The sequence below is a fragment of the Paenibacillus vandeheii genome (assembly GCF_030433635.1).
Lineage (GTDB): Bacteria > Bacillota > Bacilli > Paenibacillales > Paenibacillaceae > Paenibacillus > Paenibacillus vandeheii.
Map to the genome: position 1 here is coordinate 114,223 of NZ_JAROCD010000010.1, position 23,375 is coordinate 137,597.

18 protein-coding genes are annotated in these 23,375 nt (G+C 49.1%); 9 read left to right on the forward strand and 9 right to left on the reverse strand.

Annotation, left to right across the window (positions count from 1 at the left end; all coding sequences use genetic code 11):
- Positions 1-32 precede the first annotated feature (32 nt).
- The 3 genes from P5G61_RS20430 to P5G61_RS20440 all read right to left on the reverse strand — a co-directional run bounded on the left by P5G61_RS20430 (position 33) and on the right by P5G61_RS20440 (position 1,994).
- Positions 33-941: a hypothetical protein gene (locus tag P5G61_RS20430; protein WP_301248246.1), complete on the reverse strand. Its 909-nt coding sequence runs from the start codon at positions 939-941 to the stop codon at positions 33-35.
- A gap of 215 nt (positions 942-1,156) precedes the next feature.
- Positions 1,157-1,705, reverse strand: coding sequence for a GNAT family N-acetyltransferase (locus P5G61_RS20435; protein WP_301248247.1), 549 nt, complete (start codon positions 1,703-1,705; stop codon positions 1,157-1,159).
- A gap of 31 nt (positions 1,706-1,736) precedes the next feature.
- Complete coding sequence (locus P5G61_RS20440; protein WP_301248249.1) at positions 1,737-1,994, reverse strand: DUF2164 domain-containing protein; 258 nt, start codon at positions 1,992-1,994, stop codon at positions 1,737-1,739.
- Positions 1,995-2,184: 190 nt separating this feature from the next.
- Between P5G61_RS20440 and P5G61_RS20445 the strand changes: the two genes are divergently transcribed.
- Complete coding sequence (locus tag P5G61_RS20445; protein ID WP_301248419.1) at positions 2,185-3,918, forward strand: glutamine--tRNA ligase/YqeY domain fusion protein; 1,734 nt, start codon at positions 2,185-2,187, stop codon at positions 3,916-3,918.
- A 387-nt stretch (positions 3,919-4,305) separates the two neighbouring features.
- Here P5G61_RS20445 and P5G61_RS20450 read toward each other — a convergent pair whose 3' ends face one another.
- Complete coding sequence (locus tag P5G61_RS20450) at positions 4,306-5,532, reverse strand: MFS transporter (protein WP_301248421.1); 1,227 nt, start codon at positions 5,530-5,532, stop codon at positions 4,306-4,308.
- Positions 5,533-5,619: 87 nt separating this feature from the next.
- Between P5G61_RS20450 and mobA the strand changes: the two genes are divergently transcribed.
- Complete coding sequence (mobA, locus tag P5G61_RS20455; protein ID WP_301248250.1) at positions 5,620-6,225, forward strand: molybdenum cofactor guanylyltransferase; 606 nt, start codon at positions 5,620-5,622, stop codon at positions 6,223-6,225.
- A 64-nt stretch (positions 6,226-6,289) separates the two neighbouring features.
- Here the strand turns inward: mobA and P5G61_RS20460 are convergent, their stop codons facing one another.
- Complete coding sequence (locus P5G61_RS20460) at positions 6,290-7,237, reverse strand: AraC family transcriptional regulator (RefSeq protein ID WP_301248251.1); 948 nt, start codon at positions 7,235-7,237, stop codon at positions 6,290-6,292.
- 275 nt (positions 7,238-7,512) lie between these two features.
- Here P5G61_RS20460 and P5G61_RS20465 point away from each other — a divergent pair, with 275 nt between their 5' ends.
- From P5G61_RS20465 to P5G61_RS20490, 6 genes are all read left to right on the forward strand, one after another.
- A complete protein-coding gene (locus P5G61_RS20465; protein WP_301248252.1) occupies positions 7,513-9,516 on the forward strand; it encodes a beta-galactosidase in 2,004 nt (667 codons plus the stop codon).
- 130 nt (positions 9,517-9,646) lie between these two features.
- Entirely contained in the window at positions 9,647-11,437 is a 1,791-nt protein-coding gene (locus P5G61_RS20470; RefSeq protein WP_301248254.1) for a sensor histidine kinase, read from the forward strand.
- Positions 11,434-12,534, forward strand: a complete 1,101-nt coding sequence (locus P5G61_RS20475) for a response regulator (protein ID WP_301248255.1) — start codon at positions 11,434-11,436, stop codon at positions 12,532-12,534. Before P5G61_RS20470 ends, P5G61_RS20475 begins: the two co-directional genes overlap by 4 nt.
- A 144-nt stretch (positions 12,535-12,678) precedes the next feature.
- On the forward strand, positions 12,679-13,959 hold the full coding sequence (locus P5G61_RS20480; RefSeq protein ID WP_024632761.1) for an ABC transporter substrate-binding protein: 1,281 nt from the start codon (positions 12,679-12,681) through the stop codon (positions 13,957-13,959).
- A gap of 79 nt (positions 13,960-14,038) precedes the next feature.
- Entirely contained in the window at positions 14,039-14,923 is an 885-nt protein-coding gene (locus tag P5G61_RS20485; protein WP_301248256.1) for a carbohydrate ABC transporter permease, read from the forward strand.
- On the forward strand, positions 14,920-15,747 hold the full coding sequence (locus P5G61_RS20490) for a carbohydrate ABC transporter permease (protein WP_024632759.1): 828 nt from the start codon (positions 14,920-14,922) through the stop codon (positions 15,745-15,747). Before P5G61_RS20485 ends, P5G61_RS20490 begins: the two co-directional genes overlap by 4 nt.
- A gap of 106 nt (positions 15,748-15,853) precedes the next feature.
- Here the strand turns inward: P5G61_RS20490 and P5G61_RS20495 are convergent, their stop codons facing one another.
- Positions 15,854-17,338: an aminotransferase-like domain-containing protein gene (locus P5G61_RS20495; RefSeq protein WP_301248257.1), complete on the reverse strand. Its 1,485-nt coding sequence runs from the start codon at positions 17,336-17,338 to the stop codon at positions 15,854-15,856.
- Between the two features lie 157 nt (positions 17,339-17,495).
- Here P5G61_RS20495 and P5G61_RS20500 point away from each other — a divergent pair, with 157 nt between their 5' ends.
- Positions 17,496-18,104, forward strand: a complete 609-nt coding sequence (locus P5G61_RS20500) for a LysE/ArgO family amino acid transporter (RefSeq protein ID WP_301248258.1) — start codon at positions 17,496-17,498, stop codon at positions 18,102-18,104.
- 119 nt (positions 18,105-18,223) lie between these two features.
- Here P5G61_RS20500 and P5G61_RS20505 read toward each other — a convergent pair whose 3' ends face one another.
- The 3 genes from P5G61_RS20505 to P5G61_RS20515 form a co-directional block, all read right to left on the reverse strand.
- The gene (locus P5G61_RS20505) at positions 18,224-19,060 is read right to left on the reverse strand and encodes a methyl-accepting chemotaxis protein (RefSeq protein ID WP_301248259.1); all 837 of its coding nucleotides are present in this window, start codon (positions 19,058-19,060) and stop codon (positions 18,224-18,226) included.
- A 503-nt stretch (positions 19,061-19,563) separates the two neighbouring features.
- Positions 19,564-20,565, reverse strand: coding sequence for a GTP 3',8-cyclase MoaA (gene moaA / locus P5G61_RS20510; RefSeq protein WP_301248260.1), 1,002 nt, complete (start codon positions 20,563-20,565; stop codon positions 19,564-19,566).
- A 119-nt stretch (positions 20,566-20,684) separates the two neighbouring features.
- A complete protein-coding gene (locus tag P5G61_RS20515; RefSeq protein WP_301248261.1) occupies positions 20,685-22,907 on the reverse strand; it encodes a methyl-accepting chemotaxis protein in 2,223 nt (740 codons plus the stop codon).
- Positions 22,908-23,375: the final 468 nt, after the last annotated feature.

Consider the following 23,375-nt stretch of genomic DNA (forward strand, 5'->3'; position numbering starts at 1 on the left):
TGCATATTTAATATCAGGTCCGGAGCGAATGGTTAAGCCGGGTCTTTGCTGCTACCACTGGCTGATGTATCGGCTTTACCGGAATCGGGAGCCGTCGTTGTTTTGGATTCTCCGTCACGTTTTGCCCCATGACCATGACCTGCCCGGTCTTCGGACTGTTTGCCGTTGATAAGGTCGGTAACCCGTTGAGTGATGTCGGCAGCGCGTTCATCGTACTGAGCTTGTGTAAGTTTTCCATCGGTCAGCTTTTGTTGCAAATTGGCTTTCTGTGCTGCAACAAGTTTATCGATAACGGTCTGCACGTCCACATTTTTGGCAGCTGCAATCTCGGCAATGGTGCTGCCCGCTTCGCGAGCTTCCTTCAGCTCGTCCGTTGTAATCCCAAGGACAGAGGCCAGCTCTTCGGTATAACGTTCTGCTCCCGGTCCGCCGAAACCGCCGCGTCCGCGTCCGCCTGCACCAACTTCCGACAAATTGCCATTAACAAGGTCCGTTACGCGCTGAGTGAGCGTAGCCAAACGCTCATCGAACTGGGTTTGCGTAAGTTTTCCGTCGGTGAGACGCTGCTGCAGTTCCGTTTTTTGTGCGGCAACAAGTGTATCAATGACGGTCTGTACGTCCACATTTTTGGATGCTGCAACCTCGGCAATGGTGCTGCCTGCTTTACGGGCTTCTTTTAGCTCGTCGGCTGTCATTCCAAGGACGGAGGCCAGTTCGTCCGAGTAGCGGCCAAATCCTTGTCCATGAGCTCTTTTCCCATCTGCCGATTTAAATGTATGTGAATTCGATGTGGAGGCACTGTCGGTCTTCGTTTGACCGGAAGCACTTGCCACCGGATCTGCTTTAGCCACTGAATGTGCAAACAACCCTCCGCCCAGTGCTATTGTCAAAGCCATCGTGCTGGTTACCATCACTGTTCTTGATGTTTTCGTTCTCTTCATGCGTGATCATCCTTCTTTCTTCAATAGGTTGATGTGGGAGTGAATCCACAACGTTATCTTAGGCAATGACCATGAAGAGAGGCTGAACGTAACCTTAATTCACGTTAAAAATTGGTCCTCTAACCAGAAATGCCCTCACCCATGTTTGAAAATCCCACAGGCAAGAGGCATATTAATGTTCTCCGGATGATGTAATTTAGATTATGTAAGTCTAATTAGCGCAAAAGTTCCCATTCATGCTGCAGCATGCCATACACTGCATGGTTAACATAGCCCTTAGGCAACTTCTCGGCCTGACGGATAACGCCTTCAAGGACAAATCCAAGTCGTTCAGGGATGGCCCGGCTTCGCTTGTTGTTGGTTGCAGAACGAATCTCGACACGGTTCAGATCCAGGGTGACCAGAGCGTAGTCCACCAGAACGCGGCAAGCGCTGGTCATCAAGCCTTGACCTTCAAAGCCTTTGCCAAGCCAGTATCCGATGCTTACCGAGCGGTTGGTCCAGTTAATTTCGTGGAAACCAATGATGCCTGCAAGATCGCCTTTCAGCCAGACACCTGCGGTGAAACCGCCGTTCTCGGCTCCCTGTTTCAACGCATTCGTAATGAAGTTTGAAGTATGCTCAATCTCGGTCACATGGTCCACCCACGGTAACCAATGTCTCAACTGATCCCGCGAGCGGTCCGTGAGTTCGAACAACGGTTTGGTGTGCTCCATCGCAAGTGGGCGGAGTTCGGTATATTCATCCAATGAATAGGTAAACATGAGTGCAACCTTCTTTCTTTGAAATAATGGATTATCGGGAAGTCTTCGGTAGCTTGCGCTCCAATGCAAACAGGTCTTCTTCCATCGAGGCCATGCGTTGATTCACCGTAGTACGTGCGTCACTCAGTGCCTGATTATATATGTAGGGAGCCAATTGGGTCATGAATAGATCCAGCATACCCCATGCTGCCAGATCGCCAAGTTCTTCGCCGCGTTCCTCTTCGAAATACGACTGGATGGTACGTATGGCTTCATCCTGTTGTTCTTTGGTCAGTTTTAGCGCGTTCAATGGGAAACCCTCCCTTAAATTCTGTTTTTCTATCATGCTACATGATTCGTGCGAACCCGTCAAAATGGTTTTGGGCCTATCTTGTGTACAGCCCGTCATGACTTTGGTGCCGTTATTTATTGAACTCGTCCCGCGTTAAAGGTATATTTAGATGAAACGCATTGTAAATGCTGAAAGTTCCAATCAATTCATGAAAGGTTTGATACCTGTGGACAATCGTACAACCCCTCCTAACTTTATCAAAAATATTATTACCGAAGATCTCCGGTCAGGGAAAGTCCAGCAAGTCATTACCCGTTTTCCTCCGGAACCGAACGGTTATCTGCATATCGGCCATGCCAAAGCGATCTGGATTAACTTTGCACTGGGTGGCGAATTTGGCGGCAAAACGAATCTGCGCTTCGATGACACGAATCCGGTCAAGGAAGATGTGGAATATGTCCAATCGATTCAGGAAGACGTGAAATGGCTCGGATACGAATGGAGCGAGAAGCGTTTTGCCTCCGATTATTTTGATGAAATGTACAACCGCGCGGTCTTGCTGATCCAAAAAGGAAAAGCCTATGTCGACGACCAAAGCGCCGACGAAATTCGTCAAATGCGCGGTACGCTCACCGAGCCGGGCAAGAACAGCCCCTACCGTGAACGCACTGTAGAAGAGAACCTGGACCTGTTTACACGGATGCGTGCAGGCGAGTTCCAGAACGGCGAGAAAGTGCTGCGCGCCAAGATTGATATGGCTTCACCGAACATCAATCTGCGCGATCCGGTCATTTACCGGATTTCGCATGCACACCATCATAATACGGGTGACAAATGGTGCATCTATCCGATGTACGCCTTCGCGCATCCGCTTGAAGATGCCATTGAAGGGGTAACGCATTCCCTCTGCTCCCTGGAGTTTGAGGACCAACGTCCATTTTATGACTGGGTTATTGCCGAATGTGAGATGGAGAATCAACCGCATCAATACGAGTTTGGCCGTCTGAACCTGTCGCAAATGGTAACGAGCAAACGGAAGCTGAAACTGCTCGTGGACGAAGGTCATGTGGATGGATGGGATGATCCTCGCATGCCAACGATTTCGGGTCTGCGCCGCCGGGGATATACACCGGAAGCCATTCGTGATTTCGTATACGAGACAGGCATTTCCAAAAACTACGGGGTTATCGATCTGCAAACGCTGGAGCACTTTGTCCGTGAAGATTTGAAACTGAAAGCTCCGCGTACGATGGCTGTTCTGCATCCGCTTAAAGTGGTCATTACGAATTACCCTGAGGGGGAAGTCGAATGGCTCGAAGCGGAGAACAATGTGGAGAATCCGGAGATGGGCAATCGCCAAATCCCATTCTCTCGCGAGATTTACATCGAACAAGACGATTTCATGGAAAATCCGCCAAATAAATATTTCCGTTTGTTCCCTGGCAACGAGGTCCGTCTGAAACATGCGTACTTCATCAAATGTAACGATGTGATCAAGGATGCAGAAGGCAATGTGATCGAAATCCATTGTACCTATGATGTGGAGACGAAGAGCGGCAGTGGCTTCACAGGCCGTAAAGTCAAAGGAACGATCCACTGGGTAGAAGCGACTCAAGCGGTACCGGCTGAATTCCGCCTGTATGAGCCATTAATCTTGGCAGAGGCGCCGGAAGCAGATGTGGAAGTGGAAATAGCAGGGGCCGAAGCTGAGGTTGTGGAAGAGCAACCGGAGAAAACGTTCCTGGATCAATTGAATCCAAACTCTCTTGAGATTGTTCACGGATATGTGGAGCAGGAGATGCAAGAGGCCAAAGCGCAGGATAAATTCCAGTTCTTCCGTCATGGTTACTTCAGCGTGGATCCAAAACATTCCGAGCCAGGCCGTCCGGTATTTAACCGGGTCGTATCCCTGAAAAGCTCGTTCCAACTGCCAAAAGCATAAGGTGAAGCATAGCGGTAGAATACAAGGTAAGGTTTAAGAAAGGTTTAAGTTTTAAGGTCGATGCTACAAGTTAGGTGTATAAACCTAAACTGTAAACTTAAATCTATAAACGTAAAGGGCGTCTCCAGGGCAATAAGCCTGGAGACGCCTTTATCTTTATTACTACTATTCTTAATCTTTTGTTTCGGTTTTTTAAACGTTGATGTTACACCATAACGGAGAGGGCAGAAATAACCTGAAGAAGCGGAGCGTTCGCCTTTATCTCCGGATTTTACCCTTTATAGAAAGGGAATCAAAAAATTCGGAGATAACAGCGATCGGAAGGTTGTTCTGCCATCGGAGTGCTCGAGTGTGACTTTGAACGTGCAAATAGCCTGCAACAAAAGATTACCTCTCACCCATTTCCGTCAGTACAACAGGCTGATAGCCGTTGCGGCGGTTCGAGAACCACATGATGCCAAAACCAACGGCACCAATCAGGGAGAAGAATACCCCGATGTTATACATCACTTCAGCACCGAAGCTCTGGAATAGCCAGCCGCCGAACAGGCCGGCAATGACACCGGATATGCCGCCCCAGGCCATTGTATACACGGCCTGACCCGAGGAGCGGTACGGCCTTGGAATGAACAGCATGGTCAGCTGGGTCCCGACATAGAAATATCCGCCGAACGTAATGGAGTGCATAAGCTGAATGAACACAATCTCTAACGGATTGTTCGCCAGGGCCATAAGCTGCCAGCGGATGGCGAACAGCAAACTGATCAATATCAGCGATGCGAGAAGCATGCTCATTTTACGTTTGAGAAAACGGTCCAGCAGCAGGAACACGCCGACTTCGAGTATGGATGAGGTGAAGATGGCCCAGCCAACCATCTGTTTATCCCCACCCATCTCCACGATGTACAATGACATGAATGTACTGTTCATGGCGTTGGGTACGGAAACCAACACCCCAAGCCCGATAAAGACCATAAAGTACGGATTGAACATGACTCTGCCGAAACGTCGAAAACTGACTACAGGTGTATCCGAAGCGATCGGCTGTCGGGGTAAAAACAAGGCAAAGATAAAGGCAATGACAATCATAAACGCAAAGACAATCGATACACTGCCTGCACCCAAGCGGTCAATGAGAGGCCCGGCAGCTGCAGCGGTCAGTGCCCAGCCCAGCGATCCCCAAAGCCGAAACGTGCCAAATTTCTGAGTGGTTCCATCAATATAACCGAGAATCAGGCTGTTGGTTTGGGCAAACAAAGGACTTTGAAAAAAATAAAAAAAGATCATGGCTGCATAGATCCAGGCATACGTAGGCGCATAGAATACGGCCTGAGCAAGCACAAAGGTGCCACCCATCATCATCATCAGGATAATACGAATATTGCGTGATTTATCACTCCAGAAGCCCCAGAATGGATTGGCGAACAAGGATACAAACGGACCAATCGCCATCAGACTGCCAATCTCCAATTTGGTCATACCGATTTCCTGTAAATATAACTGAAGAAAACCGGCGAAGATGGAAATGGCTCCATAAATGAAAAAGTTATATAGTTTCAGCGAAACCAAAGAGGGGTTGCCTCTTCCGGGTGCATATCTGTCCAATAGAGCCATTCCTTTCAGAATCATATTCTTCAATGTATCATTTGTTGAAAGGGTATTCAATGTATAGAATACGTTTATTGAACGAGGAGGATGACCATGAGCACGATAGAATGGACAGGTATTATATTGGCAGGCGGCTTATCCCGCCGTATGGGTTCCAATAAAGCATGGTTGGATTGGAAAGGTTCCAGCGTGCTGGAACAGGTCATCCAAGCGATGACGCCAGCTGTGAATCGTATTATCATTTCAGCAGGAAACAATACGGCTGCATACAACGCACTACCCTACGACTGTGTACACGATGCTTACCCTGGGAAAGGGCCTCTCGCAGGGCTGCATGCCGCACTGAAATCCTCGGAGACGGACTGGAACCTCGTCTGCGCCTGTGACATGCCGCTGCTTCAGGCGACCTTTTTCAACGGCATGAAGAGGCTCACCGAATCTGGTCAAGAGCATCAGGCGATCGTTCCGCGATTGGCAGGGAGAGTTCATCCGCTTGCAGGTGCTTACCATAGGCGTGTTCTCCCCGAACTTGAACAGCGCTTAAGAGATGGCAGACTAAGAGTAACTGAGTGGCTTGAAGAGATCGGTTGCCGATATGTCGAGGTGGATGAACTGGAAAGCGCTGGCGTCCATGATGTGGCAATTCAGCTGAGCAATATGAATACCCCGGAAGACTATGAGTTTATTCGTAATCGATAGGACGCCCTGACCATGAGTTCATTCATCATCACATTTAACATCTAGCCAATCTCTTATACCTACCTCATTCCAAAGTGGACCCCGAACTCTGGTGCACTGGACCCGATTCGTTAAATATATCCTGAACCGCGTTGCGATACTGAAGTGGGCTCTGGCCAGTCCAACGCTTGAATTGCCGACTAAAGTGGGAAAGATGGGTATAACCCAGCTTCCATGAAATATCACCCAAAGAGAGCTTCGGCTGTTCGATCAGCACTTTGGCTTCCTGCAGCTTCAGGCTGGACAGATAGGCTCGTGGAGATTGTCCGTACACTTTGCGGAAGATCTGCAGCCCATATCCCGGACTGATGCCAAAAGAGGATATGATCTGCTCCACCTTGACGGTCGATACATTACCCTCCTTGATTCGAAGCTGCGTATGGAATGCTTGTTTGATGGCTTCTGCGATGGCCCCTGCATAATGCATGGCTGCTGGAGCTGGGGCATGTGGTTCTGTGCCGGACAGGTTGGACAGTGGTTCACGGTCAGCAGCCTGGGACAGCAGGGCAAACAATTCAAACATACGTGCCTGCATTATAAATTTGTCTGTGGAAGTGTATGCCTCCGATGTTCTGATCATGCTCATCCAGCTCTCCAGTACGGGACGCATTTGCATGTTATCTGTGGTACCTGCCTCATAGATTCGGCTGTGATGTGACATCAGCTTCAGCGTAAATACAGGATCATCTACATTGAAATGCGCACTGAAATAAGTCATGCCCTCAGGTGACACACATCGGTTGGTATGCTTGAATTCCGGTGGAATCAGCAGAATCGAACCTTGCTCAACCGTATAGGTATACCCGTGAATCACGCTCTCCTGGGTACCTTCGATAATCAGCATCATTTCAAAGCCTGGATGGGATTCCTCCGGCATCGCCCAACCATATGGAACTTGTTGGCTGTGCGCTCCATAGAATTTAATGTTACAGTCGATAATAGGCAGCCAGTGAGCCATTGTATGATGTGGCATCTCTCGAAGCTGTGATCGGATATCCATGACATTCACCTCGGAAAAGGGTAAAAACAACTCGCTTTGTACAATCGGCACCCTTAGTATACTTCATTATAATCAGTTTAAACGTCAACGTTGGAAAACGTAGGACAGGAGAGCGTTTGGACAGATGGCTAAGCGTCTAATGTACTTCAATAGATATTAATGTAAACGTTATTATTTTTCAAATGAATTATTTCATTTTGTATAAATGCCAAGCGCTCCATACTTCCAGATGAAAAGAGGATTATAACATGGACAAGTTATTGTACGGGGTAGCCTATTATGATGAATATATGCCTTACGAGCGATTGGACAAGGATATTCAGATGATGAAGGATGCGGGCATCAATGTGGTGCGAATTGCGGAATCCACCTGGAGTACACATGAACCGCAAAATGGCGTCTTCGACTTCTCCTCTGTAGATCGTGTACTGGATGCCATGCACGCAGCGGGCATTCAGGTCATCGTGGGTACACCTACGTATGCTGTTCCGACGTGGATGGTCAAGGAATACCCGGATGTTCTGGCAACGACCGTGCAGGGACCAGGGAAATATGGTGCGCGGCAGATCATGGATATCACACATCCGACGTATCTGTTCTATGCCGAACGCATCATTCGCAAGCTGATTTCCCGTGTCAGCAAGCACCCTGCTGTGATTGGTTACCAGACAGACAACGAAACGAAGCATTACAATACCGCAGGAGACAATGTACAATTGCAATTCGTCAAATATATGCGTAACAAGTTCAGCTCACTGGATGATCTGAACAAGGAATTTGGCCTGGATTATTGGAGTAACCGAATCAATAGCTGGGAGGACTTCCCTTCAGTTGTCGGTACGATCAATGGCAGTCTCGGAGCTGAATTTGCCAAATTTCAGCGCAAGCTGGTAACCGATTTTCTAGCGTGGCAGGTCGGGATTGTCAATGAGTATAAACAGGAAGGGCAGTTTGTCACTCAGAACTTTGACTTTGATTGGCGTGGATACTCGTACGGCATTCAGGGGGATGTGGATCACTTTGCCGCATCCAAGCCTTTTGACATCACCAGTGTGGACATCTACCATCCGTCCCAGGATGACCTGACCGGCATTGAGATTTCATTCGGCGGTGATGTCGCGCGCTCCACCAAACAATCGAACTACCTCGTACTGGAGACGGAAGCACAGGCATTCTGGCACTGGGTTCCCTATCCGGGACAGCTGCGCCTTCAGGCGTTTAGCCACCTGGCCTCCGGAGCCAACATGGTCGCTTATTGGCACTGGCATTCCTTGCATAATTCGTTCGAGACGTATTGGAAAGGATTGCTGAGCCACGATTTTGAGCCGAATCCGGTATACAACGAGGCCAAGACGATCGGCCAGGATTTTGCCAGACTCAGCCCGCAGCTGGTGAATTTGAAGAAAACAAATCGGGTAGCAGTGCTGTTCAGCAATGAGGCATTGACGGCGATCAAGTGGTTCGGGTTTAATTTTACCAGTGACAAAAAATACAACGACGTTATCCGCTGGATGTATGACGAATTATACAAAATGAACATAGGCTGTGATCTGATTGATCCGTCTGTTGAGAGTTATGAAGGTTATGATGTAATCGTTGTGCCTGCTTTGTACGCAGCTTCCGATGCCTTGCTTGAGAGGTTGAACCAATTTGTACAGGATGGGGGGCATGTCGTTTACTCCTTTAAGAGCGGGTTTGCCAATGAACATGTTAAGGTCCGCTCTACCCGCCAGCCTGGACTGATCAGTGAGGCTTGTGGCATCCGTTACAACCTGTTCGTTGAGCCGAAAAATGTGTCGCTGCGAGATGATCCGTTCGAGGTTGGAGAGGAACAGAATCAGATTCACACCTGGATGGAGCTCATTACACCAACAACCGCTGAAGTACTTGCCTGGTACGATCATCCACACTGGGGTGAATATGCGGCAATTACCCAGAATGCCTATGGCAAGGGCAAAGCAACGTACGTTGGATGTTATACCAGCTCCGCGGTGATCCGCAAAGTGCTGGAGCGTGTTATGAAGGAAGCCGGACTATGGGGAACCGATCAGGAATTGGCTTTTCCAATCATCGTGAAGAGCGGAGTGAATGAGCAAGGCAATACGATTCGGTATTTCTTTAACTACTCCGATCAGGCGACTTCGTTCGTGAATGCCTACGGAGACGGAACGGAACTTCTGGCAGGAACAGCGGTGTCCGGAGGGCACAACATTGAACTGGAACCGTGGGGATTCTGCATTATTGAGCAATAATGGGAAATCATAAATGAATTGACAAGTCTGTTTTCAATGATTATAAAAAGAATACCAAGACCAAAGCGCCCTCGGCTTCACGCTGGGGCGTTTATCTTATTTTAGCTCATAGCTCAGGAGTGGATGCCTCGTGTTTACCGAATTATATCGGAAGCTTATTGATCCGTTCAAACGCAGCATTCGCAACAAATTAATCCTCACCATGACGTTTATGGCCATTTTGCCCGTCATCGCCATGACCGTTGTAGCGGCCGAGAATACCCGCTCTTCCATGGAAGAAGAGATTATGGAGACGAACCGTGCGAATATGAATTGGGCCTCCATCTATCTGGGTGAACAATTCGCGCGGATGAACAATCTCATCTATTCCATCCAGATCAGTGATGAGCTGCATCAGTATTTGGCATTGAACCAGGATGCTCCTGCTGCCAGTCGATTTGATGAACAGAAGGCTGTGTTCAACATGCTGAACAGTGTATATTATTCGGCTGGCAACTATGTATTTGGGGTGGAATTATACCTGAAAGAACTGGACACGCTGTTCACCTTCAACTCGATGGAAAGCCGCATCCGATCGGTCTCGGCCATTCCCTCGGCATACGACGAACTTTTTGAGCAGCATAAGGATTTTACGATTATTAATGATCCGAATGATCCAGAGAAGTTTCATATGACCCGCAGCATGAACCGCTTCGAGGATCAGGCGCAGATCGGCGCGATCAGTCTGGAAGTCAAGTGGGCCGAATTCAATCAGACGCTGGAATTGCTGGACAGCCGGGGAGATTATGCGGTCTACATCGCGGATAGTACGGGAAGTCCGGTCTATCAGCCCAACAAGGAGATCAAGCCTTCCGCAGAAGCGCTGGAAAGACTCGCAGCTACGAAGGAAAGCTCCGGTTTTATTCGAACAGCCAAGGAATACGTATTCTATCATGCCATTGACCCGTCAGGAATGCGGCTGATCAAAATTGTTCCTTCCCATGTCATCAATGAGAGTGCGTTGGAAACGATGAAGTATGGTCTTATTGTGGGTGGATTGGCTACCGTAGTTTCGGTGTTGTTGGCAGCATTCGTGGCATGGCGAACATCCAAACCGATTGTTACACTGGCGAATTCCATGAAGGGAATCCAACTGATCAAGGACAAGGAAGTGGTGCGCAGTGGTCGGGTGGATGAGATTGGCCTGCTGGAGAAAAATCTGCACGGTATGGCAAGTCGCATCCGGGAACATATCCGGGACAACTATCTCATGAATCTGGAGAGACAGACTGCTGAGCTCAAAGCGCTTCAGTCCCAGATTCACCCGCATTTTCTGCAAAATACGTTGCAGATGATCGGAGGTATGGTGTATTCACAGAAGCCGGCGGACAGCTACAAAGTGATTCGCGCATTAAGTGAAATGTTCCGTTATATTGTCAGAGCGCCGGATGGCCTCGTGCCCTTACAGTCCGAGCTGGACCAGCTGGAGCATTATATGCTCATCCAGAAGCAGCGTTTTGCCAGCAGACTTGAATATACACTGGAGATTGAAGGTGGGCTGGTGGATTGCTACATTCCCAAGCTTTCCCTGCAGCCGATTGTGGAGAATGCATTTGTCCATGGGCTGGAGAGAAAGCAGGGAGAGTGGAAATTGAACATTGAGATTGTCCGACTGGATCATGAGGTAACCATCCGTATTTCCGATAATGGGGTGGGCATGGATCAAGAAAGGCTGGCTGAGATGCAATCCAGACTGTCCAAGCTGTCCCAGCAAGGAGACAGGGTATGGAGCTCGGGGACAAGCATTGGACTGGTCAATGCCGCATCACGGATCGTGATGCACTTTGGCCCTTCATACGGTATGAACATGGAGAGTAGGAAGGGACAGGGAACGCGTGTTACTGTTCGAATTCCTTGCCATACAGGAGGCGAGATCTTGTGAACAAGGATTATTACAGAGTGGTATTGGTGGACGATGAGCCATGGAACAGAGATATTTTACGCAATTTGGGCACGTGGGATGAGCTTGGCATGGTCGTTGCAGGTGAGGCAGAGGATGGTGAAGAGGCGATACGGCTGATAGAGCAGCATCAACCCCATATTATGATTACAGACATGCGTATGCCAGGTACAGACGGCGTGGAACTGCTCCAGACGCTGAGCGCACAATATCCGAATATTAAAGTGATTGTGGTCAGCGGATATGATGATTTTAATTATGCGAAACATGCGATTCGTCACCGTGCCGCTGATTATCTGCTCAAGCCGGTGAATCCCGATGAATTGAATGCCGTTCTGGCGAAATGTAAAAGAGAATTGGAAAAGACCGAATCCGGGCCGGAGTCATGGGAACCTTATCCTTCTACTTTTTCTGGCGAGTACGCGCTGTTTCAACAGCAGGCACGCCTGCGTTTTAATGACTTGAACGTTCAGGGGATGAGGGAGCTGTTCCAGCAGCTGGAGCACCGGCTCGATACCAGTGATATCCGAAGACCTCAACAGCTTGGACGGATCGCATATGAATTGCAGACCCTGCTGGGTGAGCTGTGTGTTTCCAATGGCTTATGCGAGCAGCCCGTAGCAGCAGTGCTCCCGCCGCCGGCAGCTCTGGCATCCATCGGATCGGCTGTGGAGTGGGTATCCGCGCCTTACTATACTTCGTTGGAGCAGCTGATTGCGCAGCGCAAATTCAAGAACAAGCTCAACCTGGATGAGGTGAAGCAATATATTGAGCAGCACTGCATGGAGATGATTACGCTGGAGCAGCTGGCTCAGATCTTTTTTGTCAGCAAAGAATATCTCAGCAAGGTGTTCAAAAAAGAATACGGCGTGAATGTGACCGATTATATCGTACAGTTACGCATGGCAAGAGCGAAGGAATGGGTGCTGGATGATCAGATTCCATTCAAACATATTGCCGAGATGACAGGTTATGAGGATGTATCGTACTTTTACCGGGTATTCAAGAAACACTTCGGCGTTTCCCCTGGCGAGATGCGGAAGGGACAGCCTCGTATGTCAGGTAACAGCCCCGAATAATTCATTCCCAGAGAGTTGATTACTGGATTAAGGTTTAAAATAATCCAATAAACGAGTCTAATTTTGTCCAATGAAGCGCTTTCATTTCGTGATATATAATGATCCTATGAAAGACAAACCAGTTACACCGGGAGGTCATAAGAGATGAAAGTATGGAAAAGCGTAGCAAGTGCGGTACTTGTGAGTGTTCTGCTCGCAGGCTGCGGCTCCAATGCGGGTACGGATGGTTCGACGGAGGGAGCTGCATCAGGCAGTACGGTATCCCTCAAAGTATTCATTGCACAGCCGCGGCTGAAAGAACATTACGATAAATATATAGAACAGTTCAAAGCCAAGGAGAAAGCCGAAAAAAATATTGAAGTCAACGTGCAGCTGGAGATGCCGCCAGCAGATAATGCGCCGCAGATTCTGAAAACACGACTGGCCTCCAATGATGCACCGGACGTGTTCGCCCTGCATGCGGTGAATGAGATTCCACCGTTTAGCAAAGCGGGTTATCTGGAAGACCTTTCGGGTCAGCCTTTTGTCGATAAATTACTTGATTCTGTTAAACCTTCCGTAACGGATGCTTCGGGTAAAGTCGTGGCTGTTCCTTTGGAAACGTTATCCTGGGGATACCTGTACAATAAGGATATTTTCAAAGAGCAGGGGATAGAGGTACCTACGACTTTGACGGAAATGAAAGCGGTCGTGGAGAAGCTGAAAGCAGCCAACATCACACCGTTTGAACTGTCGTACAAAGAAGCCTGGATTCCACAACTCTTCCTGCCACTTACCGTAGGTGCACTGACACAGTCAGAACACAAGGACTTCTTGGATAAGATGAATCAGGATCAAGGTTCCTTCTCGGATATGAAAGCATTGTTCGACATCTTCGATCTCGTCAATGCCAATGGAACAGAGAAAGCGCTTGAAGTGGGCGGCGATGATGGTTCGGCAGCCTTCGCAACAGGCAAAGCAGCAATGTGGATTCAGGGACCTTGGTTCGCAGAGACCATCCTGAAGTCCAACCCGGACATCAACTTTGGCGTAGCTCCACTGCCAATCAATGACAATCCGGATGATACCAAAATCAATCTGAGCACATCGACGTCACTGGCTGTATCTTCCTCCAGCAAAAACAAGGAAGTGGCACTCGACTTCGTAAACTATGTTCTCGATGACAAGGATTCAAGTGCATTCTATGAAGCGCTGAAATTTAATCCGGTTGCCAAAATCCATGACTTCAAAAGCTTCCCATGGGTAGACGATGCCCTGAAATATGTTAACGAAGGCAAAGCGTATCAGGATCCATCCATTCCTCAAGCGGTTAAGGATGAATCAGGCAAAGCACTGCAAGGTTACTACTCCGGACAACTGGATCAGCAGCAGGTGATTGATGCGCTAGACAAGGCGTGGAAATCCTACAACAAAGTCAACAAGTAAGCAGATGAAACGGCTGGGCAGAACGGTCATCGTTCCCCCGTTTACACGAGTCTGCTTAGAGTGAAAAGGGGGAGAACCAATGGCTACGAATGTGTTCAAGAAGTATCTGTCGCTGCTCGCGTTCACTGCGCCTGCCTTTGTCATCTATGCCATTTTCCTGCTGTATCCCACATTTAGCGGCTTGTTCTACAGCTTGACGGACTGGAATGGTCTAAACCGGGATTACAGCTTTATCGGTCTGGGGAACTTCGTGGAACTGTTCAAGGAAGATCCCGACTTTCTGAATTCCCTGTGGTTTACGCTGAAATATGTGGTGTTTATGCTGATTCTGCAAAACGGAATTGCCTTGCTGCTCGCCGTGTTCATTGAAACACGGACGCGCAGCAAGGGGTTATTCCGGACCCTGTTCTTCATGCCGAACATGATCAGTACGATCATCAGCGCCTTTATGTGGACATTCATCTTCTCCCAGGTGCTGCCGCAGCTGGCGGAGAAGTTGGCTGTGTCCTTTCTGGACCAACAGTGGCTGGGTGATCCGAGATTTTCATTTTACTCCATCCTGATCGTATCGCTCTGGAATGGTGTGGGGTATATGATGATCATCTATCTGGCAGCACTCCAGGGTGTACCGAAAAGTCTGAAGGAAGCGGCAGTTATCGATGGAGCCAACGCGTTCCAGGTACTACGTAATGTCGTATTGCCGATGATTACGCATGCCGTGACGATCTGTTTCTTCCTGACACTGAACGGAGCCTTCAAAGTATTTGAAGTCGTCTACGGTCTGACAGGTGGCGGTCCGGGCAGAGCCACTCAGGTCATTACGATGAATATCTATGAAGAGGCATTCTCCAACAATTTTAGATACGGATATGCCAGTGCCAAGTCGGTTGTGTTATTCGTCATCGTGCTCATCTTCACGCTCATTCAGATTACGGTGATGAAGAAGAAAGAGGTGGAAGCATGAGGATGCAACGAATTAACAGCTATCTGATTCGACTGCTGCTGGTGCTGGGCTCCCTCGTCGCTATGCTGCCAATCTACATGGCGATTGTGAACTCATTCAAAACACAAGGCGAAATGTTTCAGTCCTTTATTGCGCTCCCTACGACATTTCACTGGGAAAACTATTCGGATGCGTTTAACAAAATCAACCTGCTGGGCAGCTCCTTGAATTCGGCAATCGTATCCTTCCTGGGCATCGGCGGTATCGTATTCTGTGCTTCATTGGCCGGATACAAGCTGTCGCGTACCTCGGGCAGATTGAGCAACCTGATTTTCTTCCTGTTCGTGGCATCCATGCTCGTACCTTTTCACTCGATCATGATTCCGCTGACACGGGTTGCCAAAGGACTTCACGTTCAAGGAAGCACATACGGCCTGGCCCTGATCTATATCGGACTTGGTGTGAACATGGCGATCTTCCTGTATCACGGGTTTGTTAAGTCCATCCCGCGTGAATTGGAAGAGTCGGCACAGATGGATGGATGTAATGAGTTCCAGACGTTCTTCCAGATTATCTTCCCACTGTTGCTGCCAATTACAGTCACCATCGCCATCTTGGACTTCCTGTGGATCTGGAATGACTTCCTGCTGCCACTGCTCATGCTGACGGATGTGAATCGTTATACGCTGATTCTGTCCACCAACATGCTGTTTGGCGAATACAACAAGGAATGGCCGCTGATTCTGTCTTCCCTGGTACTTACCGCGATCCCGGTGGTTCTCATCTATGCGTTCTTCCAAAAGTTCATCATGGAGGGCATTGCAGAGGGTGCGGTAAAAGGATAAGAAAACCTGCGACCTGGACTTATCTGTCTCATTTATACTAAAACTCAAACAACCGCCTTGATCTGAGGGATGTGATTCCTTCCGGTCCAGGCGGTTTTTCAGTTCATCATGTCATCAGCTTCTTGACTGCCTGTGCCAGCAAGTAGAGACCTCGCTCCATCTCATCCGGTGAAGCATAGGCGTAGGACAGACGAATGTGGTCTGCATCCAGGCGGTCATAGAGATAACCCGGATGAATCAGCACATGATTATCCAGACAGGCATGGAACAGTTCGCGAATGGAGAGAGGACTGACGGTAAATCGGAGCCAGATATAAAAGCCCCCGGCAGGTACGCTCCACTCGGCAAGTTTACCAAAATCGCGTTGCAGAAGATCAAGCATGAACTCTCTGCGTCTTCGAAGTTCTGGTCGTAGACGATCCATATGCTGCTTATGGTATCCATCGGCAAACCAGAGCGCAGCAGCCTCCTGAGCGAGGGAGCTGGTGCCATAATCCGTCTGCATCTTGATGTCTGCGAGGCGACGGATGACCGGCTCCGGCCCAACCAGCCAGCCGAGGCGCAGACCGGGGCTGACCGCCTTGGATAGGGTGCCCATATGCAGCACCCGTCCTTCCTTGTCGCGCGCCTTCAGCGCTGGCGGCGGGGGCTCGTCCAGCCACAGGTCGCTATAGGCGGCATCCTCCAATATGGAGATGCCGGAATTCCGCGCTGTGGCAAGCAGCTCTTCCCGGCGGTTGTCACTCATGACGGAGCCGGTAGGGTTGTGGAAGCTCGGGATCGTATAGAGCAGCGAGATGTTGTCCCTGTTGGCTGCATTCTGGACGGCATCCTCCAGACGCGGAATGTGCAATCCCTCGGCATCCATCGGAATACCACTCATTTTCAATCCGGCGGATTGGAAGGCATGAATGGAGTACAGATAGGATGGTTTCTCCAGCAGGACTGCCGATCCGCGGGAGAGCAGTCCAACTGAGATGAGGTGCAGCGCCTGGAGTGAGCCGGATACGATCAGAATGGAGTCAGGGGAGGCTTGTATGCCACTTGCTTGCAAGTAAACAGACAAAGCCTGTCGGAGCTCCAGACTACCCTGAGGTTCGAGGTAGTTTAGTGTCCGAGAACGACGGGATAGAGCATGGAGGATGTCGTTAAAAGCCTGCTGGGGCATCAGCTCAGGGGCAAGCTCGCCCGTACCAAGCCGGATGATGCCTGGCAGGAACTCAGCCCGGTTAATCTGCTGCACCTCTGGCAGATTGGGGTAATACCAGCCTTCTTCGATGGCTTCCTCCCAGTTGGGCTTGGCTCCGTGAGCCAGCGCATGCCAGCCCGAGCCGCAGACATATGTTCCGCCGCCATGTCTGCCTTCAATCATGCCTGCGGCAGCCAGATTTTCCAGTGCAGTAACCAGCGTACTGCGGTTCACGCCCATGGATTGAGCCAATGTCCGTTGTGAAGGAAGCCGATATCCAGCTGTCCATTCCCCGGCAGTAATTTTCTCGCTGATATAGACTTCAATCTGTCGGTACAGAGGTAGGGAATGGGAGGGGTCTGGCTTCCAGCCACCCCCATCTTGAGCAGCGGCACGATTCATGAGCAGGTTAGCCTCCTTTAAGGAATGAGTGATACGATTTACGTTTTCTCTTATTTTGAACACTATATCATTTGGTTGGGTTTAATGCCATCCAAGTGGTTGGTTACGTCTGGCGTTATCCCATTTAATATGGAGACATATACGAGGGGGATGAACGATGAGTGTAATTATTCACGCGATGGTACTGGCGTTTGGCCTGATCTTGCCACTCGGTGTACAAAATGTATTTATTTTCAATCAGGGCATGAGTCAGCGAAGTTATGCGCGAGCGCTGCCAGCGATACTAACTGCAGGATTCAGTGATACGTTGTTAATTGGTGCAGCGGTCGGAGGGGTATCCCTCATCTTGCTGCAATGGCCGCTGCTGGCGACTGTATTGTATGCAGGAGGGAGTGTATTTTTGCTCTATATGGCATGGAGCATTTGGATGTCATCCGGGCCTGCGAATGGTTCAGCAGCAGTGCTGTCTGCGGGACGCCAGATTGCCTTTGCTGCTTCCGTTTCCTTGCTTAATCCGCATGCCTTGCTGGACACAGTGGCCGTGATCGGCACCAGTTCACTTCAGTATGATGGACAGGCACGTCTTTATTTTGCCATAACGGCGGCAGCGGTATCATGGGTATGGTTTTTGGGGCTTGCAGGTGCAGGCAGGCTTATAGGGAGAACAGATCGTACAGGGCAGGTCAGTGTTTTCTTCAATCGATTGTCCGCTGGGGTCATGGCCGGAATGGCAGGCATGATGCTGTGGAAGCTGGTCTGCTCGTAATGGAGTGGAATGCAGGGGACGGGTTTTGACTTAGAAAAGAAAACAGAAAAGATCCCCTCACGTTAAACGTGCGGGGATTGTTTATATGCTTGCGTTATGCGCCAAATGAGTCTTCTATATTATTCTGCTTTTAACAGCATGGATTTAATGAATGCCTTGAGATCCTTGGATGCATTGTTCAGCTGATCAATCACATCACTGAACTCGGTGACGAGCTCGGCTTGCTGGTTACTGGATTGGGCGATAGATGTAATCTCCTGTTCCATCTGACGAATGGAATGCTGTACTTCCTTCAAGGAACGTTCAATGTTCACTGTGGCTTCTTTGGTTCCGGTGGATAATTTGCGTACTTCGGAAGCAACGACCCCAAACCCGGCTCCTGCTTCACCTGCTCGTGCCGCCTCAATGGCAGCATTCAGACCCAGCAGGTTCGTCTGCTCCGAAATTTCACGAATGAATGAAGCGACCTTGGTGACTTCACTGGAGTTTTGCACGGCCATGCGTGTGTTGTCCAAAATTTGGGAAGATGATGCGATCAGCTGCTGGGATTGAGCAGCTACGGTCTGAACCATTTCCGTCAAACTGCCACTGATGCCGCCGATCAGTTCAGTGAGATGCTCCAGTTGTTCCTCATTTTTGAGTGAAAATCCAATTGCGAGGGCCCCGACGATATGTCCCGTTTCATCGCGAAGCGGGGTGGCCGCCGAGTTGATAGGGGTACCATAAAATTTGGCATCGATACGATTGGCTGAAGTCTCGCCATCTATAAGTGCCCGGCGTAGAGTAGGGTCTTCCAGCGAGATGGGGTCTCCGGCCTGGATGCCCAGATCGAGATCTTCGCTTCGTACGTAATACCGGAACTGCTCCATATCGGTAACAGCAATCATCAAATCATTTTCCTTAAGCATGATTTTAAAATACGGGCTTGCTGCCACAAGTGCTTCAACAATATTCAATCGAATCAACTCCTATATATGGGTACGTATGATCTTGATGTTGTATGGTATATACATCGTCACAATTGCAGCATTCCTGAAGGCCCGGCGAGGGCATATGACAGATTTATTTTAATTTAATCATGAAATCAGGAATGCTTATATAAGTTCAACGAATAAATATTACACAGGTACTCGATGACAGAACAACCTTCCGATCGCTGTTATCCCCAGATTTTTTGGATTCCCTTTTCCAAAGGGGGAAATCCGGGGATAAAGGCGAACGCTTCGCTTCTTCAGGTTATTTCTGTCCTCTCCGTTATAGTGTAGTATCTAGTTGGACATATATAGAAAAAAGATAAATACTTAATCCAAAAAGCTGCTGAAGACAGAACGTCCTCAGCAGCTTTTGGTACAACAATGATTGGTACAATCATGAAGTGAATCGGAATTATTATATTCTTTATATCTGCCTGCTCTGATGCACATAAATATGGATGTGTTGCCCGCCAGATAACGCTTGTTTATCCACCGATCTGGGACATGCGTCGTACCGTCGGCGTATGACTTTGCATTTTTTGCTCCAATGCCAATGCCATTTCATGGTTCTTCGGTTTGGTTCCAAGAGCCTTCAGAAAGAGTGCTGCCATGGCATCGGGATCATCCGCGAAGCGGCGAACATTGTATTCATCTGACCAGTACAGACAAGCTTTGATATGCCCGTCTGCTGTCAGGCGGAGACGGTTGCAGTTGTCACAGAAGTGGTCACTCACCGGATGAATCAATCCGAAGGTACCTTGTGAACCGGCAATCTTCATATTCCGAGATGGACCATTCCCTGCCGGTCCCGCTGTACTTTCCACCGTCCAACCCGCTTCTGCACATACATCCGTAACGGCCTCCAGCGGCAAGTACGATTTGCGCCATGAATCGGAAGCCTGCCCAATCGGCATGTATTCAATAAAGCGCACATGCAGTGGCTGATCGATGGTCATGGCGATGAAATCCTTAATTTCATCATCATTGATGCCCTTCATTAACACGACATTCAGCTTGATCGGAGCAAGTCCAACGGCCGTGGCAGCTTCAATGCCTTTCAGCACCTTGTTTACATCCCCGCCACGAGTAATCATGGAGAAACGGCTTGCCTGCAGGGAATCCAGACTGATGTTAATCCGGTTCAATCCGGCGTCTTTCAGGGCCTGCGCCTGTTTGTCCAGCAACAATGCATTGGTAGTCAGAGCAATATCTTCAATCCCGTCAATGGCCGAGATCATACTTACGAGTCGGTGCAGATCTTTTCGTACCAGTGGCTCGCCTCCGGTCAGGCGGACTTTGCGCATGCCCATTGGAGCCAACACCTTGAGCACCTGCGCAATTTCCTCGTAGCTCATAATTTGGTCCTGCGGGGCAAATTCCATGCCTTCCTCGGGCATACAGTACACACAACGCAAATTACAGCGGTCCGTAACCGAAATACGGATGTAGTCATGTATTCTGCCAAAAGAATCCTGGAGCATTTCCATGCAGACCACCCTTTCATTGATTCAGATTGAAAAGCTTCTATATGAGATGAACCGACAATGTCTAAACGAACAGTTGCATCAAATTTTAGCTATTTCTCCAATCCGCGTCAATGATGACGTCAGGTAATCGCGTTTTTATCGGGATGGGTCAGTTGGAATTGTCCGACAAGCTGTTGCAAAAAGACCGTGATGGCTTCTACATTGTGCGATGAATGCTGAACGTGGAGCATGTCGTTAATTAGTTCAATCATTTCGGCTTCTACCTCGGAAGATGTGGACCGGTTTTTGTGGCTAATGGCAGCGATATTCTCCATTAATACCACAACCTGATCCACCACCTGTGTTCGTTGAGGTTCTTCAGCTGTAGCACTTTGGAGTAATTGCGATGCAGCCTGAACGAGCGTAGTGCCTTCAGCGAGCACCTGATCGCCTTCCTTAATGGATTGCGAGGCCGCTCCTGCCGCTACAGAGATATTATCCAGAATCTGATGAATATCTTCCGTGGAGGAACGGGACAGTTCGGCCAGCTTGCGAATTTCACCGGCAACGACGGCGAATCCGCGTCCGTGTTCGCCAACATGGGCTGCTTCAATGGAAGCATTCAGTGCGAGCAGGTTGGTCTGTGCCGAAATTTCATCAATGACAGCAAGTGCGCGGTAGATGTCCTGCATGGTTGCCATAAAGGACAGAATCGTATGATTGGTGTCGGACACGGCTCCTGAGATCTGGGTCATTTTGTCACCGATGCGTTCCACTTCCTGACGAGCAACGTCAATCTGCTCTGTGGCCGACGCTTCAAGCTGCTGCAGGGTGAGGCGCATTTCGTCGGCAGCTACTTTGGCCTGATCCAGGTCCTCAAGCTGTTTGCGTATCCCCTGAATCATGGAGCCGAGTTTGAGATTCACACGTTCGGTTGTGCCCTGTGTCGTCTCCGTTGATGCCCGCATTTGGTGCTGGTTGTTCATCACATCCACGGTGGCAAGCTGTACCTTGAGCATGATTCCTTCAAGCGAGTCGATCATATTGTTAATCCATTTTGCCAGTTCCCCCGATTCATCCTGGGCAAAAGCAGATGTATCCAAACGCTGGGTCAGATCCCCTTTGCCTTCGGCGTTAATTCGAATGAATCGGCTGATGCGGCGCAAATCCTCATGAACCCGTCGAACTTGTTTTCGTTGCAGCTGGCTTGCAGTCAGGAATCCATAGATGACATTGAAGGCAGCAATAGCTGCTGCGCTCCATGCGCTTCCAGTCAGCGCATATACAAGTGCCGCTCCCGCAATGCCTGACAACAGGATGTACAAGCTGTGCTGCTTGAATTGACGCCAGCCAATACTGCGTATCCGATACACTTCCTCCAGATCGCCTTCACACATCATGCCCCACAGATCCGGACAGTGGGGAAGCTGGAACGTGATGCCTTTGCCAATAACCGAAATATGGCGATAATCCGAATAGCCCGGGTAAGCTACAAACAGATTGGAGCCATTGCGAATGGTATTTGCTACACCGGGATGCAGATCGCTGGTGGATGGATCGGTGAACATGAGCTCCAATTCGGTATGTTCCTTAACGGATACGATGCCCCATTCGGTGCTTACGCCGTCTTTCAGATTCTCCCCATGGGTGAACGTATGATCCTCGAAGCGGCTGCGGGACAAGGCGGTTCCAGGCTGCAGCTCGGGGCGCAGTTTCGATTCGGCCATGAAGAGATAATTGTCCCCGGAATCGGGGTAGATGTGGCCTGATTCTCGCTGAATCAGATCGCCCAATACATCATTTGGCACACGATTGCACAGGGAGCCGATGTAACGGCCATTTTCCATGATAGGTACGATAAACATCAAGGTTACATCATCGTGAAACGTGGAAGAACGGGGTCCGATTTCTAGTGTGAGTGGATCAGAATAGGGTCCATACAGGCACTTCTGACCGCTGCCATTTGCTTGGGTATAGCGCAGTCCGGGACCCATCAAAGCATCTCCATCTTCGTAAACTTGTCCAATATGTTTCTTATATGTAGAAAATACAACCTGGTTTTGCTCGTTCAGCATAAAAAGCTCAGTACTATCAGAAGCACGAATATAACTTGCTGCGAACCATACCTCCATGGCCTTTACATCTTCCGTGCCTTGCAGCACACCCTGAGGATGAATGGAACGTACTTGCTGAAGCAATCGGTCCAGATGATTCCACTGCTCCTCAGCCCAATCCATCAAAAGCTGCCGCCGGGTCTCCGCGATGCCTTCAAAAATTTCCTCCACATCCTGCTGAATAGCTGCATTCAACCGATACGACCGCCACAGCGGCCACCCTTTTCTCCATCCCAGCCAATCAAACATACAGACCACCCCGCTTTCTGATTTTAAAAATTTCTTTGCGAAACTGTGCGGAAACGTGATTTTCCAGCCAGTATGGGCGATGGACCGGAATGGATGAGACCGCCTTCATTATTCCGAAGCCAGACACCGTATCGAGACGGGATTTCACGTCCTTCTATAAAAGCATTTTGTATATATCCCAAGAGTTGAATGGAATGTTACAAAATGCTGTTATCAATGTTTATACAAGAAAAACAACAAGAATACGAGGGTATATGTCATATTTTCCGAATATTTATCCAATAAATACAAATGATTATGCGTCTTTGTTGGGAAGAGGAGATGCTGCATCAGGTAGCACCGGAAATAAGTGGATTAAACCGTATAGAGGGAGTGGTCCTTTTTTGCGTATAAGCGTTTATTTGAATATTACAAAAGTTCTGTCTGTGAGTGAAGCAGATGTTAGACAACATACATGGAAGCTAACAT